A 21,241-nucleotide genomic window follows, 5' to 3' on the forward strand; every position below is an offset into this window, starting at 1 on the left:
ATCGCCGGCCGCACCGACGACGCCGTGGAGGAGCTGGTCGGCTTCTTCATCAACGAGCTCGTGCTGCGGACCGACACCTCCGGCAACCCGTCCTTCCGTGAACTGCTGGGCCGCGTCCGGGAGACCGACCTCGCCGCCTACGCCCACCAGGACGTGCCGTTCGAGCGCCTCGTCGAGGCCCTGAACCCACCCAGGTCGCTGGGCCGTCACCCGCTCTTCCAGATCGTGCTCGCCCTGCAGAACACCGCGCAGCCCACCCTGGCGCTGCCGGGTCTGACCATCGGCGCCGAGCCGGGCAGCGGCGGCGTGGCACGCTTCGACCTGTCCTTCGGCCTCAACGAGCGCCTCACCGCCGACGGCGCGCCCGCCGGCCTCGACGCCCTCGCCGAGTTCGCCACGGACCTGTTCGACCGCGCGACGGTCGAGGCCATGGCGGACCGGTTCGTCGCCATCCTGAAGGCCGTGGTCGCGGACGCCGACCGCCGTATTGAGGACGTCGACATCCTGAGCGCCGCCGAGCGCGACCAGCTGCTCCACGGCTGGAACGACACCGCCCGCCCCCTGCCGGACCTCCTGGCGCCGCAGATGATCGAGGCGCAGGCGGCCGCCACGCCGGGCGCGCCGGCCGTGTCCGGCGGCGACGTGACCCTCACGTACGCGGAGCTGAACGAGCGCGCGAACCGGCTGGCGCACCTGCTGATCGGGCGGGGCGCGGGTCCCGAGTCCGTCGTGGCGATCGCGGTGCCCCGCTCGCCGGAGATGGTCGTCGCGGTGCTCGCCGTCCTGAAGTCCGGCGCGGCCTACCTGCCCGTCGACACCGAGTACCCCGCCGACCGCATCGCCTACATGCTGGCCGACTCCGCGCCCGCCCTCGTCGTCACCACCCAGGACGTCGTGCCGCACCTGCCCAAGGGCGCCACGCAGCCGGTCCTCGCCCTCGACGCCGCGACGACCGTCGCCGAACTCGCCGGGCACCGCGCCGACGACCCCGCCGACGCGGACCGTACGGGCCCCCTGCTGCCCGACCACGCCGCGTACGTCATCTACACCTCCGGCTCCACCGGCAACCCGAAGGGCGTCGTCGTCCGGCACGCCGGCCTCGCCGACTACATCGCGGGCGCCGTCGCCGACTACGAGGGCGTCGCGGGCGCCGTGCTGCTGCACTCCTCGGTCTCCTTCGACACCACGGTGACCTCGCTGCACGTACCGCTCACCGTCGGCGGGCACATCCAGCTCACCGACTTCCTCGAAGGCGCCGTCGAGAAGGACTTCAGCCTCCTGAAGGTGACGCCCAGCCACCTCGGCCTGCTCACCGACACCGTCGAACAGGCCTCGGCCGGCGCCGAACTCCTCGTCGCCGGCGAGGCCCTCACCGCGGCCTCCGTCGCCTCCTGGCGCCGCCGGCACCCCGACGGCGCGCTGTTCAACGTCTACGGCCCCACAGAGACCACGGTCAGCGCCGTCCAGCACCGCATCGCCCCCGGCGAGGAACTGCCGGACGGAGCCGTCCCGATCGGCCGCCCCCTGCGCAACACCCAGGCGTACGTCCTCGACCGGCGGCTCACCCCGGTCCCGGTCGGCGTCCCCGGCGAGCTGTACCTCGCCGGCGGCGGCGTGGCCCGCGGCTACCTGAACCGCACCGCCCTCACCGCCGAACGCTTCGTCGCCGACCCGTACGGCCCCGCCGGCACGCGCATGTACCGCACCGGTGACGTGGTGCGCCGCCGCGCCGACGGCGCCCTGGAGTTCGTCGGCCGCGCCGACGACCAGGTGAAGATCCGCGGCCACCGCATCGAGCTCGGCGAGGTCGAGGTCGCGCTCGCGGCCGTCCCCGGCGCCGCCCGCGCCGTCGCGGCCGTCCGCGAGGACACCCCCGGCAACCGCCGCCTGGTCGGCTACCTCGTGCCCGTCGAAGGCGCCGCCCTGGACGAGGAGGCGGCCCGTCGCCAGGTCGCCGCCGTCCTGCCCGAGTACATGGTCCCGTCGGCCGTCGTCGTCCTCGACGCGCTGCCGCTGACGCCGAACGGCAAGACCGACCGCAAGGCCCTGCCCGCGCCGCAGCAGACCGCGGCGGTACGGGGCCGGGAGCCGCGCACGCCGCAGGAGGCGATCCTGTGCGGCCTGTTCGCCGAGGTCCTCGGCGTCGGCGGGGTCGGCGTCCACGACGGCTTCTTCGAGCTCGGCGGACACTCGCTGCTCGCCACCCGGCTGCTCAGCCGCATCCGCGCGGTGCTGGGCGTCCAGCTCGGCATCCGGGCCCTCTTCGAGGCCCCGACCGTCGCGGGTCTCGCCGAGCGCCTCGACGGGGCCGGCACGGCCCGCCCCGCGCCCGCGCCGGCCGAGCGGCCCGACGTGATCCCGCTGTCGTTCGCCCAGCGCCGCCTGTGGTTCATCAACCAGATGGACCCGGCGAGCCCCCTCTACAACATCCCCATGGTCCTCCGGCTGAGCGGGGCCCTCGACCGGGACGCCCTCGGCGCCGCGCTCGCCGACGTGGTGCTGCGCCACGAGAGCCTGCGGACCGTCTTCCCGGCCGCGGACGGCGAACCGCGTCAGGCCGTCCTCGACGGCGCGGCGGAGCCCGTCGGCCTCACCGTCCTCGACGCCTCCGGCGACACCGACCCGCAGACGCTGATCGCCGGGCTGGTCGGCAGCGGCTTCGACCTGACCCGTGAGGCGCCCCTGCGGGCCGCCCTGCTGGCCACCGGCGCGGACGAGCACGTCCTCGTGCTCGTCCTGCACCACATCGCCGGCGACGCCGGGTCCCTCGCCCCGCTCGCCGCGGACCTCTCCACGGCCTACGCGGCCCGGCTCCAGGGCGCCGCCCCGCAGTGGACGCCGCTCCCCGTCCAGTACGCGGACTACACGCTGTGGCAGCGCGAGCTGCTCGGCGGCGAAGCGGACCCGGACAGCGAGATCTCCCGCCAACTCGCCCACTGGACCGAGGCCCTGGCCGGACTGCCGGAAGAGCTCGCCCTGCCCGTCGACCGGCCCCGGCCGCTCAGCGGCGCGCAGTGCGGCGCGAAGCTGCGGTTCTCCTTCGACGCCCAGCTGCACCGCCAGCTCCTGGCCCTGGCCGGCGCCACGGGCACCAGCCTCTTCATGGTCCTCCAGGCCGGACTCGCGTCCGTCCTCAACCGGCTCGGCGCGGGCGACGACATCCCGATCGGCGCCCCGATCGCCGGCCGCACCGACGACACCCTGGACGACCTCGTCGGCTTCTTCCTCAACACCCTGGTGCTGCGCACCGACACCTCCGGCGCGCCGTCCTTCCGCGAGCTGCTCGCCCGGGTCCGGGAGACCGACCTCGCGGCGTACGCCAACCAGGACCTGCCGTTCGAGCGCATCGTCGAGGCGCTCAACCCGCAGCGGTCGCTGACCCGTCACCCGCTGTTCCAGGTGACGCTGACCGTGCAGAACTCGCGTGACGCCGCGCTCGAACTGCCGGGGCTGTCCGCGTCCGCCGAGGCCGGCGCGTCCGCGTGGGCCCGGTTCGACCTCTCGCTGGGACTCGGGGAGCGGCACACCGCGAACGGAGTCCCGAACGGCCTGGAAGGCGTCGCCGACTACTCCGCGGACCTCTTCGACCGCGAGACGGTCGACACGATCGTCGCCCGCCTGGAGCGCCTGCTCCGCGCGGCCGTCGCCGACCCCGACCGCTCCATCGCCGACGTCGAGATCCTCGACGCCGCTGAGCGTGATCGGTTGCTGAGTGGTTGGAACGCGTCGGGCGCCGTGGTGCCGGTGGGTGTGGTGCCGGTGTGGTTCGCGGAGCGTGTGGCGTCGGCTCCGGGTGAGCTTGCGGTGGTGTGTGGTGAGGTGCGTGTGTCGTATGGGGAGTTGTGGTCGCGTGCGGTGGGTGTGGCGAATGAGCTGACGCGTGTGGGTGTGGGTCGTGGTTCGGTGGTGGCGTTGGCGGTGCCGCGTTCGGTGGATGCGGTGGTGGCGATGCTTGGTGTGGGTCTGGCGGGCGGGGCGTTTTTGCCGGTGGACTTGGACTTCCCGGCCGACCGGATCGCCTACATCCTCGCCGACGCTTCTCCCTCGGTGATCCTGTCGACCCGTGGCACCGCGGACCGGCTGCCCGACGACATCGGTGTCCCGGTGGTGCTTCTCGACGCGGTCGAGCCCGCTGCGGAGTTGGCGGTGGAGTGCGGGGTGTCAGAGCAGGATGCGGCGTATGTGCTGTACACGTCGGGTTCGACGGGTCGTCCGAAGGGTGTGGTGGTGCCGCATGGCGCGCTGACGAATTTCCTGTGGTCGATGGGTTCTCAGGTGGGTCTGTCGGCGGGGGAGAAGTGGTTGGCGGTGACGACCTTCGGGTTCGACATCTCGCTGCTGGAGGTGTTTCTTCCGCTGGTGTCGGGCGCGGTCGTGGTGGTCGCGGATCGTGATGTGGTGCGCGACCCAGCCGCGCTCGGCCGGCTGGTGCGGGCCGAGGGCGTGTCGGTGATGCAGGCGACTCCTGGTCTGTGGCGTGCGCTGATGGAAGCCGACCCGGAGGCTGCGCAGGACCTGCGGATCCTGGTCGGTGGTGAGGCGCTGGACGGTCGGCTGGCCTCGGAGCTGGCGGACGCCGGCGCGTCGGTGTGGAACATGTACGGACCCACGGAGACCACGATCTGGTCCACCCAGGCGCTCGTTTCGGGGGACGGTCGTACGCCGATCGGCGCCCCCATCGCGAACACCCGCGTCTACGTGCTGGACAGCCGGCTTCGTCTGGTCCCGCCGGGTGTGGCCGGTGAGTTGTACATCGCAGGCGACGGCGTCGCCCAGGGGTACCTGAACCGACCCGGTCTGACGTCCGAGCGGTTCGTCGCCGATCCCTTCGGAGCCGAGGGGACGCGCATGTACCGGACCGGCGACCTGGTCCGTTGGACGGAGTCCGGCGTGCTGGAGTTCGTCGGCCGTGTCGACGATCAGGTGAAGGTCCGCGGCTACCGCATCGAGCTCGGCGAGGTCGAGTCCGCACTCGCCGGCGTCCCCGGCGTCGCGCGTGCCGTGGCGATGGTCCGTGAGGACTCCCCGAACGACCGTCGTCTCGTCGGTTACGTCGTTCCGGTGGACGGAACGGCCCTGGATGCGGAGGCGGTTCGCCGCGCGGTCGCCGACGTGCTGCCGGAATACATGGTCCCCTCCGCCGTGGTCGCCCTGGAGTCGGTACCGCTGACCCCGAACGGCAAGACCGACCGCAAGGCGCTGCCCGCCCCTGCGGCCTCGGGAGCGGTTCGGCGTGAGGCGCGGACGGCGCAGGAGGACATCCTGTGCGGTCTGTTCGCGGAGATCCTGGGTCTGTCCCGGGTGGGGATCGACGACAGTTTCTTCGACCTCGGCGGTCACTCGCTCCTGGCGACCCGTCTCGTCTCCCGGATCCGCTCGGTCCTCGGCGTCGAACTGCCCGTCCGTGCTCTGTTCGAGACCCCCACCGTCGCCGCCCTCGCCCCGTGCCTGGAGCGCGGAGCGGAGACCAGGCCCGCGCTCGTCCCGCAGCCGCGGCCCGCCGACGTCCCGCTCTCGTACGCCCAGCGCCGCCTGTGGGCGCTGAGCGAGCTGGGCGCCACGGCAGGGACGTACAACATCCCGATGGTCACCCGGCTCCGCGGCCCGCTGGACGCCCTCGCGCTGGAGGCCGCGCTCGCCGACGTGGTGACCCGCCACGAGTCCCTGCGCACCGTCTTCCCGGCCCCCGACGGCACGCCCGCCCAGGTCGTCCTCGAGCCGGCCGAAGCGCGTCCGTACCTGCACGTCGTCCAGGTCGAGGAGTCCGGCATCGACGCGGCCGTGGCAGCCGCGCAGCGCGTCGACTTCGCGCTGGACACCGATCTCCCGCTGCGCGCCCAGCTGTTGGAGCTCGGTCCGGAGGACCACGTCCTCGTACTGGTGCTGCACCACATCGCCGGCGACGCCTCCTCCATGCGGCCCCTCGTACGGGACCTGGCCGCCGCGTACACGGCCCGGTGCGAGGGCGGTGCGCCGCAGTGGGCGCCGCTGCCGGTCCAGTACGCGGACTACGCCCTGTGGCAGCGCGAGCTGCTCGGCGACGAAGCGGACCCGGACAGCGAGATCTCCCGCCAGCTCGCCCACTGGACGCAGACCCTCGCGGGTCTCCCCGACGTCCTGGCCCTGCCCACCGACCGGCCCCGGCCGGAGGAGGCCGGGCACGACGGCGGTCTTGTGTCCCTCTCGCTCGACGACGAGCTGCACACCGGTCTGCTCGACCTCGCGCGCTCCAGCAGGACCACGGTCTTCATGGTCCTCCAGGCGGCGCTGGCCGGCCTGCTGACGCGCCTCGGCGCGGGCACGGACGTCCCGATCGGCACGCCGGTGGCGGGACGCGGCGACGAGGCGCTCGACGACCTGGTCGGCTTCTTCGTCAACACCCTGGTGCTGCGCACGGACACCTCCGGCAACCCGTCCTTCCGCGAGCTGCTCGCCCGGGTCCGGGAGACCGACCTCGCCGCCTACGCCCATCAGGACGTCCCGTTCGAACGGGTCGTGGACGCGGCCGGCCCGCGACGGTCGCCCGCGTACCACCCGCTCTTCCAGGTCATGCTCTCCCTGGACAACGTCTCCCGGGCCGACGTCGACCTCGCCGGACTGGCCGTCGACGCCGTCGGCGAGCCCGTCGGGGACGGGGCGGGACGCGCCAAGTTCGACCTGTCGGTGCGGCTCTCCGAGCAGCGCTCCGACGAGGGCGCGCCGGCGGGTCTGCACGGCACCGTGGCCTTCGCCGCGGACCTGTTCGACCGCGAGACCGTCGAGGCGATGGCCCAGCGGTTCGTCACGGTGCTGCGGGCCGTGGTCGCGGACGCCGACCGCCGTATCGAGGACGTCGACATCCTGAGCGCGGCCGAGCGGGACCAGCTGCTCCACGGCTGGAACGACACCGCGCGCCCCCTGCCCGAGCTCCTCGTGCCGGAGCTGATCGAGGCCCAGGTCGCCCGCACGCCGGACGCGCCCGCCCTCTCGGCGGGCGAGGTCACCCTCTCGTACGCGGAGTTGAACGAGCGCGCCAACCGGCTGGCCCATCTGCTGATCGGGCGGGGCGCGGGTCCCGAGTCCGTCGTGGCGATCGCGGTGCCCCGCTCGCCGGAGATGGTCGTCGCGGTGCTCGCCGTCCTGAAGTCCGGCGCGGCCTACCTGCCCGTCGACACCGAGTACCCCGCCGACCGCATCGCGTACTTCTTCGACGACGCCCGGCCGCGCCTGGTGGTCACCACCGGCGAGGCCGAGGCGCGGGTCCCGCACTCGGTGGACGCCGAGCGGATCGTCCTCGACGCCCCGGACACCGTCGCCGCGCTCGCCGACCGGTCTCCGCGGAACCCGGTCGACGCCGACCGCACCGCCCCGCTGACGGCCCGCACGCCCGCGTACGTCATCTACACCTCCGGCTCCACCGGCCGCCCCAAGGGCGTCGTCGTCGAGCACGGCGGCATCCCCAACATCGTCCTGGCCAGGACCGGTCCGTACGCGATGGGTCCGGGGAGCAGGGCGCTCCAGTTCGCGTCGCTCAGCTTCGACGCCGCGATGTCGGAGATCTGCACCCCGCTGTCCGCCGGTGCGTGCCTGGTGCTCGGCCCGGCCGACATGCTGCTCCAGGTCGCCGAACTGCCCGCGCTGCTGCGCGAGCAGGGCGTGACCCACGCGACGCTGCCTCCGGCGGTGCTCGCCCAGCTGTCGCCCGCGAGCCTGCGCACGGTCCGCACCCTGGTGACGGCCGGTGAGGCCGCCCCGGCCGGCCTGGTCGCCACGTGGGCGCCCGGGCGGCGCATGTTCAACGCGTACGGGCCCACCGAGACCACGGTGTCCTGCACCATGGCCGGGCCGCTCGCGCCCGAGGCCGGCGTGCCGCCGATCGGCGGGCCGCTGCCCAACATGCGCGTCCATGTGCTGGACGACCGGCTGCGGCCGGTCCCCGTCGGTGTCCCCGGCGAGCTGTACGTCGCCGGGATCGGCGTGGCCCGCGGCTACCTGGGTCGGCCCGGCCTGAGCGCCGAGCGCTTCGTCGCCGACCCGTTCGGCCCCGCAGGCAGCCGGATGTACCGCACCGGCGACGTGGTCAGCCGGATGCGCGACGGCCGTCTGCGGTTCGTGGGGCGCGCCGACGACCAGGTCAAGCTGCGCGGCTTCCGCATCGAACTCGGCGAGGTGGAGGCCGCCCTGGCCGAGGCGTCGGGCATCGCGCGCGCCGTGGCGACCGTCCGCGAGGACCGCCCGGGCGTCCGGCAGCTCGTCGGCTACCTCGTGCCCGAGGCGGGCCACGACCTGGACCTCGGCGCGGTGCGGACGCACCTGCGGGCCGCCCTGCCGGCGCACCTGCTGCCCTCCGTCCTCATGGAGATCGACCGCATCCCGCTGACCGTCAACGGCAAGACCGACAAGGCCGCGCTGCCCGCCCCCGAGCAGCCCGCCCCCGCCGCCAAGGCGGCCACGTCGGGCGAGCACGTCACCGCCGACGACGACCCGCACGTCCTGCTGTGCCGGATCGTCGGCGAGGTCCTCAACCTGGCCGAAGTCGGCGCCGACGACAACTTCTTCGCCCTGGGCGGCGACAGCATCAACGCCATCCAGGTCGCCGGCCGGGCCCGCCGGGCCGGACTGGTCGTCACCCCGCGGGACATCTTCCGCCACCAGACCGTCGCGGAGCTGGTGACCGCGATCCGGCCCGCCTCCGCGGAGGCCGCGCCCGTCGCCGACGACGGCATCGGGGCGATCCCCGGCACCCCGGTGGTCCGCTGGCTCCACCAGCTCGGCGGCCCGTTCCAGGGCCTCAACCAGTCCGTCCTCCTGCGCGTCCCCGGCGACCTCGGACAGGACGCGCTGACCAGGGCCGTCCAGGCCGTCGTGGACCACCACGACGTCCTGCGCGCCCGGCTCACCGGCGCCGAACTCGGCCTGCCCTGGAACCTGGAGACGGCCCCGCGCGGCAGCGTCGACGCCCGCGCCTGTGTCACCCGTGTCGACGTACGGGACGCCGGCGACCTCGCCGCGGCGGTGTCGGCGCACGGCGAGGCGGCCCGGCGCCGGCTCGACCCGGAGAACGGCGTGCTGCTCCAGGTCGTCTGGTTCGACGCCGGCCCGGACGAGCAGGGCTTCCTCCTCGTCCTCCTGCACCACCTCGTCGTCGACGGCGTGTCCTGGCGGATCCTGCTGCCCGACCTCGCCGCCGCCTGGCAGGCCGCGCGCGACGGCCGCGAACCGCGGCCCGCCCCCGTCGGGACGACGTTCCGCCGCTGGGCGCAGGCCCTCGTCATGGAGGCGCAGAACCCGGCCCGGATCGCCGAACTCCCGCTGTGGCGGCGGCAGACCCAGGAGCGCGACCCGCTCCTCGGCGCGCGCCGCCTCGACCCCGCCGTCGACACCCGCGAGACGGCCGAGCACCTGACGGCCGCCCTCCCGGCGGACCTGACGACGGCGCTGCTGACCGACGTGCCGGCCCGCTTCCGCACCCAGATCAACGACGTGCTGCTCACCGGCCTGGCCCTCGCGGTCGCCCGGTGGCGCCGCCGCTGGACCCAGGACGCCTCCCACGCCGTCCTGGTCGACATGGAGGGCCACGGCCGCGAGGAGCTCGACGAGACCCTCGACCTGTCCCGTACGGTCGGCTGGTTCACCAGCCGGTTCCCGGTCCGGCTCGACCCGGGCGTGATCGACCTGGACGAGGCGCTGGAGGGCGGCGCCGCGACCGTCGCCGCGCTCGGACGGATCAAGGAGCAGCTGCGGGCCCTGCCCGACAACGGGCTCGGCTACGGCCTGTTGCGCTACCTGAACGCGGACACCGCGCTCGCCCTCGCGGGCGCCGCCACCCCGCAGATCGGCTTCAACTACCTGGGGCGGGTCGGCACCGGCGGCGACACGCTCGGCGAAAACGGGACCGCGGGCTGGTCGAGCGCGTCGGACCTGCGGATCCCGCTGCTGCCCGCCGACCCGGGCATGCCGTTCGGCCACTGTGTGGAGATCAACGCGGTGACCCGGGACGGCGACGGCGGACCGCGGCTCCACGTCACGTACTCCTGGCCGGCCGGTCTCTTCGACCGCGCCGAGATGGAGGAGCTCGCCGAGCTGTGGTTCACCGCCCTGCGCGCCCTCGCCGACCCCGGCCAGTCCGAGCGCGGCGGCGCCCTCACCCCCGGCGACCTGCCGACCTCCGGGCTGACCCAGCCCGAGATCGACGACTTCGCCGCCGCCCCCGGCGGTCTGGAGGATGCCTTCGCCCTCACTCCGCTCCAGGAGGGCCTGTTCTTCCACGCCCTCCAGGCGGACGACAGCGGCACGGACGTCTACACCGTCCAGCTGGTCCTCGACCTCGAAGGCCCGCTCGACCCGGCGGCCCTGCGCACCGCCGGCCAGACCGTTCTGGACCGCCATCCCAACCTGAGGGCCGGTTTCCACCACCGCACGAACGGAACGGCCGTCCAGGTCGTGCCGCGTACCGCGACCCTGCCCTGGGACGAGGCCGACCTGAGCGCGCTGCCCGAGGGCGCCGTCCAGCGGGAGCTGGCGGCCCTCACCGAGGCAGCCCGCGGGCGCCGGTTCGACCTGAGCCGGCCGCCGCTGGTCCGCTTCCTGCTGATCCGGCTCGGCGCCGAACGGCACCGGCTGGTCATCACCAAGCACCACATCCTGCTCGACGGCTGGTCGATGCCGCTGTTCCTGCGCGAACTGGTCACCCTGTACGAGAACGGCGGCGACGCCTCCGCGCTGTCCACGCCCGCCCCGTTCCGCTCGTACGTCACCTGGCTCGCCGCGCAGGACCGCGAGGCGAGCGAGCGGGCCTGGCGGGAGACGCTCGCCGGCGTCGAGGAGCCCACCTTGCTCGCCCCCGGCCGGGAGCCGGCGGGACCCGCGCTGCCCGAGCAGATCGTCCACGACCTGTCACCGGAGCTCACCGCCTCCCTCCAGGCCCACGCGGCCCGAGCCGGCGTCACCATGAACACCGTGGTCCAGACGGCCTGGGCGCTGGTCCTCGGCCGTCATCTCGACCGCGACGACGTCCTGTTCGGGACCACGGTCTCCGGCCGGCCGCCGGAGCTCCCCGGCGCCGAGAACATGATCGGCCTGTTCATCAACACCCTGCCGGCACGGGTCCGGTTCGACCGCTCCGAGCGCTGGAGCGCCGCCCTGGCCCGCGTCCAGGACGAACAGACCGCCCTGCGCACCCACCAGTACCTCGGCCTCGCCGACGTGCACCGGATCGCAGGCGTCCGGCCGCTGTTCGACACGGCCCTCGTCTACGAGAACTACCCGCTGCCGGAGAACACCGAGCGCGCCCCGTCCCGGCTGCGCGCCACCGCGGTGCAGGGCCGGGACGCGGCCCACTACCCGATGCTGCTGGTCGCGTCGCTGCGCGCGCAGGGCCTGCGGTTCCGCCTCGACCACCGGCCCGACGTGATCGGCGCGGCGACCGCGCCGGCCCTGCTGGAGCGGCTGACCCGTGTCCTGGAGTCGGTCGCGGCCGACCCGGAGCAGCCGGTGGGACGCGTGGGCGGGCTGACGCCCGGGCTGTCCCGGGAGGAGCGTCGCGCTCTCGCCGACGGCGGCATGCGGACTGCGCTCGACCCGTCCGGCCCGTACGGCACGCTCCTCGACACGATTCACGGCCGGGCCGCCGCCCTCGCCGCCCGCACCCCGGACGTCGTCGCGGTGTCCTTCGGCGACGAGCGGCTCACCTGGCGAGAGCTGGACGAGCGCGCCAACCGGCTGGCCCGGCTGTTGCTCGAGCTCGGCACCGGACCGGAGGCACGCGTCGGCGTCCTGCTCGACCGGTCGCCCCAACTGGTCGTCGCCTTCCTCGCCGTCCTCAAGGCGGGCGCGGTCTGCGTGCCGCTGGAGCCCGCGCACCCCGGACCGCGGCAGCGGACCGTCCTCGACCGGGCGGGCGCGCGGGTGCTGCTCACCGACGCGGCCCGCGCCGGCGACTGGCCCGGCGAGCCGGGCGACGCCCTCACGACCGTGGCCGTCGACACCGATCCGCGCACGGCCCGTCAGGAGCCCACCGACCCCGGCATGCCCGTCCAGCCGGACCGGCTGGCGTACGTGATGTTCACCTCCGGCTCCACGGGCGTGCCCAAGGGCGTGGCGGTCACCCACCGCGACGTCGTCGAGCTGGCCGACGAGCCCTGCTGGGCCCCGGGCGCGCTGGAGCGGGTGCTGTTCCACTCCTCGCACGCCTGGGACGCCGCGCTGCTGGAGCTGTGGGGGACCCTGCTCAACCACGGGACCGTCGTCGTCGCCCCGCCCGGAGAGGTCGACCTGCGGACGCTGGCCCGGCTCCTGGTCGCCGAGCGCGTCACCGGACTGTGGCTGACGGCGGGCCTGTTCCGCTGGCTCGCTGAGGAGGAGCCCGGCTGCTTCGCCGGCGTCCGCGAAGTCCGCACCGGCGGCGACGTGGTCCCCGCCGACGCCGTCCGCAAGGTCCTCGCCGCCTGCCCCGGCACGGTCGTCAGCAACGGCTACGGCCCCACCGAGACCACCGTCTTCGCGACCCACCACGTGATGCGGTCCGGCGACCCGGTCCCGGACAACGTGCCGATCGGCGTCCCGCTGGCCGGGATGGCGGCCTACGTGCTGTCCGCCGAGCTGGAGCCGGTCCCGACCGGCGCCGTCGGCGAGCTGTATCTCGCGGGCTCCGGGCTCGCCCGGGGCTACGAGAACGACCCGGCGCTGACCGCCCGTTCCTTCGTCGCCGACCCGTTCGGGGAGCCGGGGGCACGGATGTACCGCTCGGGCGACCTGGCACGTCGCCGCCCCGACGGCGTCCTGGAGTTCGTCGGCCGGGCCGACGACCAGGTGAAGCTGCGCGGCTTCCGCATCGAGCTCAGTGAGGTCGACGGCGCGCTCGCGGCCCTGCCCGGAGTGGCCCACGCGGTCTCCCTCGTCCGGGAGGACCGGCCGGGCGACAAGCGGCTCGTCGCCTACACGGTTCCCGCGCCCGGCGAAACCGCCCCGGACGCGGCGGAGATGCGCGCCCGGCTGGCCGAGACGCTGCCGGACTACCTCGTGCCGGCCACGATCGTCACCCTCGACGCGCTGCCGCTCACCGCCAACGGCAAACTGGACCGGGCAGCGCTGCCCGTCCCCGCCGACGCCGGGCGCGGCGGACGCGGCCCGCGCACCCCTCGCGAGGAACTGCTGTGCGGGCTGTTCGCGGACGTCCTCGGCGTCGCCGAAGTCGGCATCGACGACGACTTCTTCGCCCTCGGCGGCAACTCGCTGCTCGCGGCCGGACTGGTCAGCCGGATCCGTTCCGTCCTCGGCGCCGAGCTCGGCATCCAGGCCCTGTTCCTGGCGCCGACGGTCGCCGGAGTCGGCGCCGCCCTCGACGACGAGGGCGCGGACGCCGCGAGCGCGCTGGACGTCCTGCTGCCGCTGCGCACCCGAGGCGAACTCCCGCCGGTCTTCTGCTTCCACGCCGCGGGCGGCCTGAGCTGGCGGTACGCGGCCCTGCTGCGGCACCTGCCCGCCGGACACCCGGTGTACGGCCTGCAGGCCCGCGCCTTCGCCGAGCCCGGCCACCGGCCGGAGAGCCTGGAGGAGGTCGCCGCCGACTACGTGGCGCAGATCCGCTCGGTGCGGCCGTCCGGCCCCTACCACTTGGTGGGCTGGTCGCTGGGCGGCCTGGTCGCCCAGGCGGCCGCGGTGCTCCTGGAGGAGGCCGGCGAGGAGGTCGCGACCGTCGCGGTCCTGGACTCCTACCCGGCCCGGCCCGGCGACCCGGTCGTCGTGCCCCCCGCCGGGCAGGTCCTCGGAGCCCTCCTCGACGCGGCCGGGGTCGGCTCGGACCGGGGCGGCGAGGAACTGACCCCCGAGGCGGGCGCCGCGCTGCTGCGGGCGCGCGGGGGGCCGCTCGCTGCGCTGCTCGCCGATCGGGTGGGCGCCGTCGTGGACGCGTACCGCACCGGCGTCGAGCTGCGCGCCGGGTTCACGCCGCGCCGGTTCGCGGGCGACCTGCTGCTGTTCGTCGCGAACGGCCAGGCGCGCGACGGGGGTGACGGCGCCTCCGACGGCTCCGCGAACGGCTCGTCGAACGGCACACCGAACGGCTCCGCGGACGCGGTCGCCGAGAAGGCGGAGCGCTGGCGGACGCACGTCGGCGGCGACATCGCCGTCCACCCGGTCGACTGCCGGCACGAGGACATGCTGCGGCCCGCCCCGCTGGCCGTCGTCGGCGGCCTGCTCGCCGCCCACCTGAACGCACGCACCACACGGAAGGACAGCTGATGACCCGGGAGTTGTACGAACTGGGGGAGATGCCGCCGCTGGGCGAGGTGCCCCGCTACATGTACGCCGGGGTGACCCGGCGCGAGCGGTACGGCCCGCCCGAGCAGTCGATCCAGGTCGAGACGGTCGAGGTGCCGCCGGTCGGACGGGGGCAGGTGCTCGTCATGGTGATGGCCGCCGGGATCAACTACAACGGCGTCTGGGCGGGCCTCGGTACCCCCGCCGACGTCATCGCCGACCGGCAGCGGGCCGGCGATCCGCTGGACTACCACATCGCCGGATCCGAGGGCGCCGGAGTCGTTTGGGCCGTGGGGGAGGGCGTCAAGCAGCTCAAGGTGGGCGACCACGTCATCGTCGGCGGCGTCAAGTGGGACGAGTCGGCCCCCGACATCCGGCTCGGCGTCGACCCGACCGCCTCCCGCTCCCAGCGGGCCTGGGGCTACGAGCTGAACCACGGCTCCTTCGCGCAGTTCACCGTGGCCGACGAGTACCAGTGCCACAAGAAGCCCCCGCACCTGACGTGGGAGGAGGCCGGCTGCTTCCTGGGCGGCGGCTCCACCTCGTACCGCATGCTCATGGGCTGGCACCCGCACACGGTCCGCCCCGGCGACCCCGTCCTCGTGTGGGGCGGCGCCGGCGGCCTCGGATCCATGGCGATCCAGCTCGTGAAATATTTCGGCGGAATTCCGATCGCCGTGGTGTCGGACGACGATAAATTCGACTACTGTAAGCGCCTGGGAGCGCACGGCGTCATCAATCGGAATGAATTCGACCACTGGGGTCGACTGCCCGATTCGAGTGATGGCGTCGCCTATGGGAAATGGCTCTCGGGCGTCCGCTCCTTCGGCCGCGCGTTCTGGGACGCGCTCGGCGAGCGCAGAGATCCCTGGATCGTCCTGGAGCACCCGGGCCGAGCCACCCTGCCGACCTCGGTCTACGTCTGCGACCGGGCCGGAATGGTCGTCACCTGCGCCGGCACCAGCGGCTACAACGGCGACATCGACCTGCGCTTCCTCTGGATGTTCCAGAAGCGGCTGCAGGGCTCGCACGCAGCGAACGTGCGCCAGACCGCGGCGGTCATCGACCTCGTGGCCGCCGGCCACATCGACCCCTGCCTGAGCCTCGCCCTGCCGTTCGCCGAGATCGGCCGGGCCCATCAGCTGGTCTACGAGAACAAGCAGCCGCCGGGCAATGTGGCGGTGCTCGTGAACGCGCCCGAACCGGGCCTCACGGATATGCGCTGAAATATTTCCGGAAAGGCTTGCCGAACTTTCTCGGATTCGTTAGAAATATCGGCGACGGAAAAAAGAAGTCACCTCGGGAAAAGGAAAAGGGAAAAGAAATGACGAACCCGTTCGAGAACGCCGACGGCCGCTACATCGTCCTGGTCAACGACGAGGGCCAGCACTCCCTGTGGCCCGACTTCGCCGAGGTGCCGGCCGGCTGGGAGGTCGCCTTCGCGGAGAACGACCGCCAGTCCTGCCTGGACTACATCGAGGCCAACTGGACCGACATGCGCCCGAAGAGCCTCGTCCGCGCGATGGCGGCCTGACCCGGTGACCGGCCCCGACGCCGTCATGGTGCTCTGGGGTCCCGTCGCCTCCGGCGAACGGCGCGCGGCGCACACCACGCTGCTGCGCGCCGCCGCGGAGCTGACCGGCAGCCCGCTCCACCGGATCGGGCTCGCCCACGAACCCGGCGGCCGCCCCCGGCTCACCGGAGCCGCCGCCGGACTGCACGTGAGCGTGAGCCACAGCCCGGGCGCCCGGGCCGTGGCGCTCGCCGCCCGGGCCCCGGTCGGCGTCGACATCGAGACCGTACGGCCCCTGCCCGCTCTCGCGATCGCCCGGCGCTGGCTCGCCCCCTCGGACGCCGACTGGCTCGGCCGCCTCTCCGCGGCGGACCGGGTCCCCGCCTTCTACTGGCTCTGGACCCAGAAGGAGGCCGTCGGCAAGGCCCGCGGCCACGGGATCGCCCACGGCGGGCTCACCCAGCCCCTGTCCCACCCCCCGCACTGGCCCCCTCGCCCCGCCCGGGCGGCCGCCCTGCGCGCCCTGCCCGGCGGAACCGGGGCCGCCTGCACGGTCCTTCCCACCGGCCCCGGCCCGCACGTCCTCGCGGTCGCCGGCCTGGGCGCCCCGGGCGCCCCGGTCGACCTGCGCCGCTGCGACCCCTGACGCACCACCGCCGACACCCCACCGCCAGCCACACCACCCACACCACCACGACGAGAGGAGGCCGCGGGATGACGACCCACACCGACGACACCGAACGGGGTTCCTGGACAGGGCGGCTGACGCGCCGCTGCCTGCGGCATCGGCGCAGCGTCCTCGTGGCGGTCCTCGCCGCCCTCCTGACCACCGCGACCAGCGCCCTCGTCCCCCTCGTGACGATGGTGATCGTCGACGACGTCGTCCTGCGCCCCGCCCGCTCCGCCGCCCTGTGGACCGGAGCGCTGCTCGCCGTCGCCGCACTCGGCTACCTCGCCGCGTACCTGCGCCGCCTGTACGCCGGACGGCTCGCCGCCGACGTCCAACACGACCTGCGCGTGGACCTGTTCCGCTCGCTGTCCCGCATGGACGGCATACGGCGCGACGAACTGAGCACCGGTCAGCTGCTCGGACGCGCCTCCGGCGACCTCAACATGGTCTTCGGCCTCGTCTCCACCCTGCCCACCGCGATCTCCAGCGCGGCCCTGCTCCTGGTCTCCCTGGCCCTCATGGCCGCGCTCTCCCCCCTGCTCGCCCTGGTCGCGCTCGCCCTCGTGCCGGCGCTCTGGTTCATCGGACGCCGCAGCCGCACGTGGCTCTACCCCGCCACCTGGCACGCACAGAACCAGGCCGCCGCCGTCGCCGGAGTCGTCGCCAGCTCCACCGCCGGCATCCGCGTCGTCAAGGGATTCGGCCAGGAGCAGCGGGAGATGAACCGGCTGGTCGACGCCGCCCGCCGGCTCTTCGCCGGCCGCATGCGGGCCGTACGGCTCAACGCGCGCTACGGCCCCGCCCTCCAGTGCGTGCCCGCCCTCGGGCAGGTCGGCGCGCTCGCCGTCGGCGGCTGGCTGGCGACCCGCGGCGAACTCAGCCTCGGGGCCTTCCTCGCCTTCTCCGCCTACCTCGCCCAGCTCGTCGGCCCCGTGAAGACCCTGGCCGCGCTGCTCACCATGGGCCAGCAGGCCGGCGCCGGCGTGGAGCGCGTCCTCGAAGTGATCGACACGCGCCCGCTGGTGACCGAGGGCGCGGGCGAGCTGCCCCGACAGGGCGCCCTCGGCGTCGAGTTCGAGCGCGTCACCTTCGGCTACCGACCCGACCGGCCCGTCCTCACCGACCTCTCGCTCGGCATCGCCCCCGGCGAGACGCTGGCCGTCGTCGGCGCCCCCGGATCGGGCAAGTCCACCCTCGCCCTGCTGCTCTCCCGCTTCCACGACGTCTCCGAGGGCGCGGTGCGGATCGGCGGTGCCGACGTGCGCGACCTGACCTTCGACTCCCTGCGGGCCGCGGTCGCCACCGTGCCCGAGGACACCGCCCTGTTCGCCGGAACGATCCGCGAGGCCGTCGGCTACGGCCGGCCGGACGCCACCGACGCGGAGGTCCACGCCGCCGCCCGTACCGCCCAGGCGCACGCCTTCGTCACCGCCCTTCCCGACGGCTACGACACGGTGCTCGGCGAACGCGGCGGCGCGCTGTCCGGTGGACAGCGCCAGCGCCTCGCCCTCGCCAGGGCCCTCGCCGCCGCGCCTCGCGTCCTCGTCCTCGACGACGCCACCTCCGCCGTCGACGCCCGCGTCGAGCGCGACGTCCACGACGCGCTGCGCGCCCAGGCCGGCGGCCGCACCACCCTGATCGTGGCCCGCCGCCGCTCGACCCTGGCGCTCGCGGACCGGATCGCCGTCCTCGACCAAGGCCGGATCGTCGACCTGGGCACCCACCGCGAACTCGCGGACCGCTGCGCCCTCTACCGCACGATCCTCCAGCACGAGCCCGACGAGACCCCGGCCCGCGGCGGACAGCCGGCCGCGGCCCCGACCGAGCGGACCCCCGAACCGACCGGGCAGGCCCCCGCACCGCAGTCTGCCGCCACGGCGCGCACCCCCAGAGTCCCCGCGCCGCCGTCCGCGGCCGCCGCTCGGATGAAGGCCCGGGTCGCGGCGCTGCCCCCGGCCCTCGACACCCCCGGCGTCGACGAGACGGAGGCCGCCCGCGCCCCGCGCGGCGAGGGCGAGTTCGGGCTGCGCCGCCTGCTGCGCGACCACCGGCTGCCGCTCGCCGTGGGCCTCGCCCTGGTGGTCGCCGACGCGCTCGCCGGGCTCGCCCTTCCGTTCCTGCTGCGGCAGGGCATCGAGGGCGGCGCCCAGCGCCTCGCCCTCGGCGCCGTCGGCGCGGCCTCCCTCGCCGCGCTCGCCCTGGTCCTCGCGCAGTACGCCGTCCAGTGGAGCGCGGTCCGGGTCACCGGACGCACGGGGGAGCGGCTGCTGTACGCGCTGCGGATCCGGGTCTTCGCCCATCTGCACCGCCTGGGCCTGGACCATTTCGAGAACGAGGCGTCCGGCCGCACCCTCACCCGGATGACGACCGACGTCGACTCGCTCTCCTCCTTCCTCCAGACCGGCCTGATCAGCGTCCTCGTCAGCTGTCTCACCCTGCTCGGCGTGCTCGTGGCGCTCGGCGTCGCCGACGCCGGGATGCTGCTCGTCGTCCTCGCCGTCCTGCCGCCGATCGTCCTCGCCACCGCCGTCTTCCGCAGGGTCTCCGCCCGCAGCTACACCGAGGCACGGGAGCGACTCGCCGTCGTCAACGCCGCGCTCCAGGAGGGGGCGGCCGGCATGCGCACCGTCCAGGCGTTCCGCCGCGAGGAGTCGGTCGTCACCGCCTTCGCAGGGCACAGCGACGCCTACCGGCGCGCCCGCGTCCGCGGTCAGCTCCTGTCCGCCCGCTACTTCCCGTTCATCCAGTTCCTCGCCGCCTGCGTCACCGCCGTGGTCCTCGCGGTCGGTGCCCACCGGGTGGCCGCGGGCGCCATGACGGTCGGCGCGCTCGTCGCGTACCTCCTCTATCTCGACCTGTTCTTCGTCCCGGTCCAGCAGCTCTCCCAGCTCTTCGACGGCTATCAGCAGGCGCGCGTGTCCCTGCTGCGGATCCGTGACCTGCTCCGGCTGCGCAGCACCACGCCCGCCGCCGCCGACGCGCTCCCCGTCCGGTCCCTGCGCGGCGAACTGGTCTTCGACGACGTGGACTTCCAGTACCGCGACGGCCGCCCGGCGCTGACCGGGATCCGGCTGCGCATCCCGCAGGGCCAGACCGTCGCCTTCGTCGGCCCCACGGGCGCCGGCAAGTCGACCCTCGTCAAGCTCGTCGCCCGCTTCCACGACCCGACCCGCGGCGCCGTCCGCATCGACGGGACCGACCTGCGGGACCTGGACCTCACCGGCTACCGGCAGCGGCTCGGCGTCGTCCCCCAGGACCCGTACCTCTTCGCCGGGACCGTTCGCGAGGCCATCGCCTACGGCCGGCCGGACGCCACGGACGCCGAGATCGCCGACGCGGCCCGCCGGGTCGGCGCCCACGAGACCCTCAGCGCGCTCGACGAAGGGTACGAGCACCGGGTGGCCGAGGGCGGACGCAACCTCTCCGCCGGACAGCAGCAGCTGATCGCGCTGGCCCGCGCCGAGCTCGTCCGCCCCGACGTCCTCCTGCTCGACGAAGCCACCGCGGCCCTCGACCTGGCCACGGAGGCCCTGGTCAACCAGGCCACCGAACGCCTCGTCGCCGACCGCACCGCCCTGATCGTCGCCCACCGGCTCAGCCTCGCCTCGCGCGCCGACCGGATCGTCGTCATCGACGGCGGCCGGGTCCGCGAAGACGGCGCCCACCACGAACTGCTCGCCCTGGACGGGATCTACGCCGCGCTGTGGCGGGCCTCCCAGGGGCACTCGCCCACGGCCCCCGCCCCCCGGCCCACGACCCTCACCACCGCCTCCTACGAACGGAACGCCTCATGAGCGCCACCATCCCGACGGCCGCCCCGGACGTCCCGGCCGACGAACGGGCCAAGCGCGTCGTCCTCGCCCAGCCGCGCGGCTTCTGCGCCGGGGTGCGCCGCGCCATCGGCATCGTGGAACGCGCCCTCGACCTCCACGGCGCCCCGGTGTACGTGCGCAAGGAGATCGTGCACAACCACCACGTCGTCGCCGAACTGGAGAAGCGCGGAGCCCGCTTCGTCGACAGCGAGGAGGACGTGCCCGAGGGCGCCGTCTGCGTCTTCTCCGCCCACGGCGTCTCGCCCGCCGTGCGCAGCGGCGCCGCCGACCGCCGGCTCGAGGTCATCGACGCCACCTGCCCGCTGGTCTCCAAGGTCCACCAGGCGGCCGTCCGCTACGCCCGCGACGGCCGGACCATCCTGCTGGTCGGCCACGCGGACCACGAGGAGGTCGAGGGAGTCCGCGGCGAGGCCCCCGAGCGGACGATCGTCGTCGAGAACGAGGACGACGTCGCCGCCCTGGACCTGCCGGACGACGCCCCGGTGGCGTACCTGACCCAGACCACCCTGTCGTTCGACGAGACCCGGCGGGTCGTCGACGCGCTGCGCGCCCGGTTCACCGACCTCGCCGGCCCGGCCGACGGCGACATCTGCTACGCCAGCCAGAACCGCCAGAACGCCGTCAAGGCGCTCGCCCGCCGCAACGACCTCGTCCTTGTCGTTGGCTCCCGCAACTCCAGCAATTCGATCCGGATGGTCGAGGTCGCCCGGGAGCACGGCAGCGCCGCGCACCTCGTTCCGGACGCCGGCCATCTCGAAGAGTCCTGGCTCGCCACCGCGTCCAGCATCGGCGTCAGCTCCGGCGCCAGCGCCCCGGAGATCCTCGTCCGCCGACTCGTCGACCGGCTCGCCGAACTCGGCTACCACGACGTCGAACTGGACGACGGCATCGCCGAGGACGTCGTCTTCTCCATGCCCGCCCGGTTGGCCGACCCCATCACCGGCCGTGTCCCCCGGACCCCTCTGGCCGATGAGGCCCTGTGAGCAG

Annotated in this window: 6 protein-coding genes (1 of these 6 only partly in view); all 6 read left to right on the plus strand. The window is 74.4% G+C overall.

From position 1 onward, the window contains the following. On the plus strand, window positions 1-14,220 hold the 3' portion of the coding sequence (locus ACFV9D_RS10720) for a non-ribosomal peptide synthase/polyketide synthase (RefSeq protein ID WP_385143881.1). It extends 3,984 nt beyond the left edge of the window; 14,220 of the gene's 18,204 nt are visible here — the last part of the coding sequence; the start codon falls outside the window, past its left edge; it ends in the stop codon at window positions 14,218-14,220. Beyond that, window positions 14,220-15,464 (plus strand): crotonyl-CoA carboxylase/reductase, encoded by a 1,245-nt coding sequence (gene ccrA, locus ACFV9D_RS10725; RefSeq protein WP_385143883.1) that lies wholly within the window; start codon window positions 14,220-14,222, stop codon window positions 15,462-15,464. The genes ACFV9D_RS10720 and ccrA overlap by 1 nt, the downstream gene beginning before the upstream one ends. Before the next feature lie 98 nt (window positions 15,465-15,562). Then, window positions 15,563-15,772, plus strand: coding sequence for an MbtH family protein (locus ACFV9D_RS10730; RefSeq protein ID WP_385143885.1), 210 nt, complete (start codon window positions 15,563-15,565; stop codon window positions 15,770-15,772). 4 nt (window positions 15,773-15,776) lie between these two features. After that, window positions 15,777-16,397, plus strand: coding sequence for a 4'-phosphopantetheinyl transferase family protein (locus tag ACFV9D_RS10735; protein WP_385143887.1), 621 nt, complete (start codon window positions 15,777-15,779; stop codon window positions 16,395-16,397). A 68-nt stretch (window positions 16,398-16,465) separates the two neighbouring features. Next, window positions 16,466-20,215 carry an ABC transporter ATP-binding protein gene (locus ACFV9D_RS10740; RefSeq protein WP_385143889.1) on the plus strand — a complete coding sequence of 1,250 codons (3,750 nt, stop codon included), beginning with the start codon at window positions 16,466-16,468 and terminating at the stop codon, window positions 20,213-20,215. Next, window positions 20,212-21,237: a 4-hydroxy-3-methylbut-2-enyl diphosphate reductase gene (gene ispH / locus ACFV9D_RS10745; protein WP_385143891.1), complete on the plus strand. Its 1,026-nt coding sequence runs from the start codon at window positions 20,212-20,214 to the stop codon at window positions 21,235-21,237. The genes ACFV9D_RS10740 and ispH overlap by 4 nt, the downstream gene beginning before the upstream one ends. Window positions 21,238-21,241 lie beyond the last annotated feature (4 nt).

The organism is Streptomyces sp. NPDC059875, assembly GCF_042731085.1.
Taxonomy (GTDB): domain Bacteria; phylum Actinomycetota; class Actinomycetes; order Streptomycetales; family Streptomycetaceae; genus Streptomyces.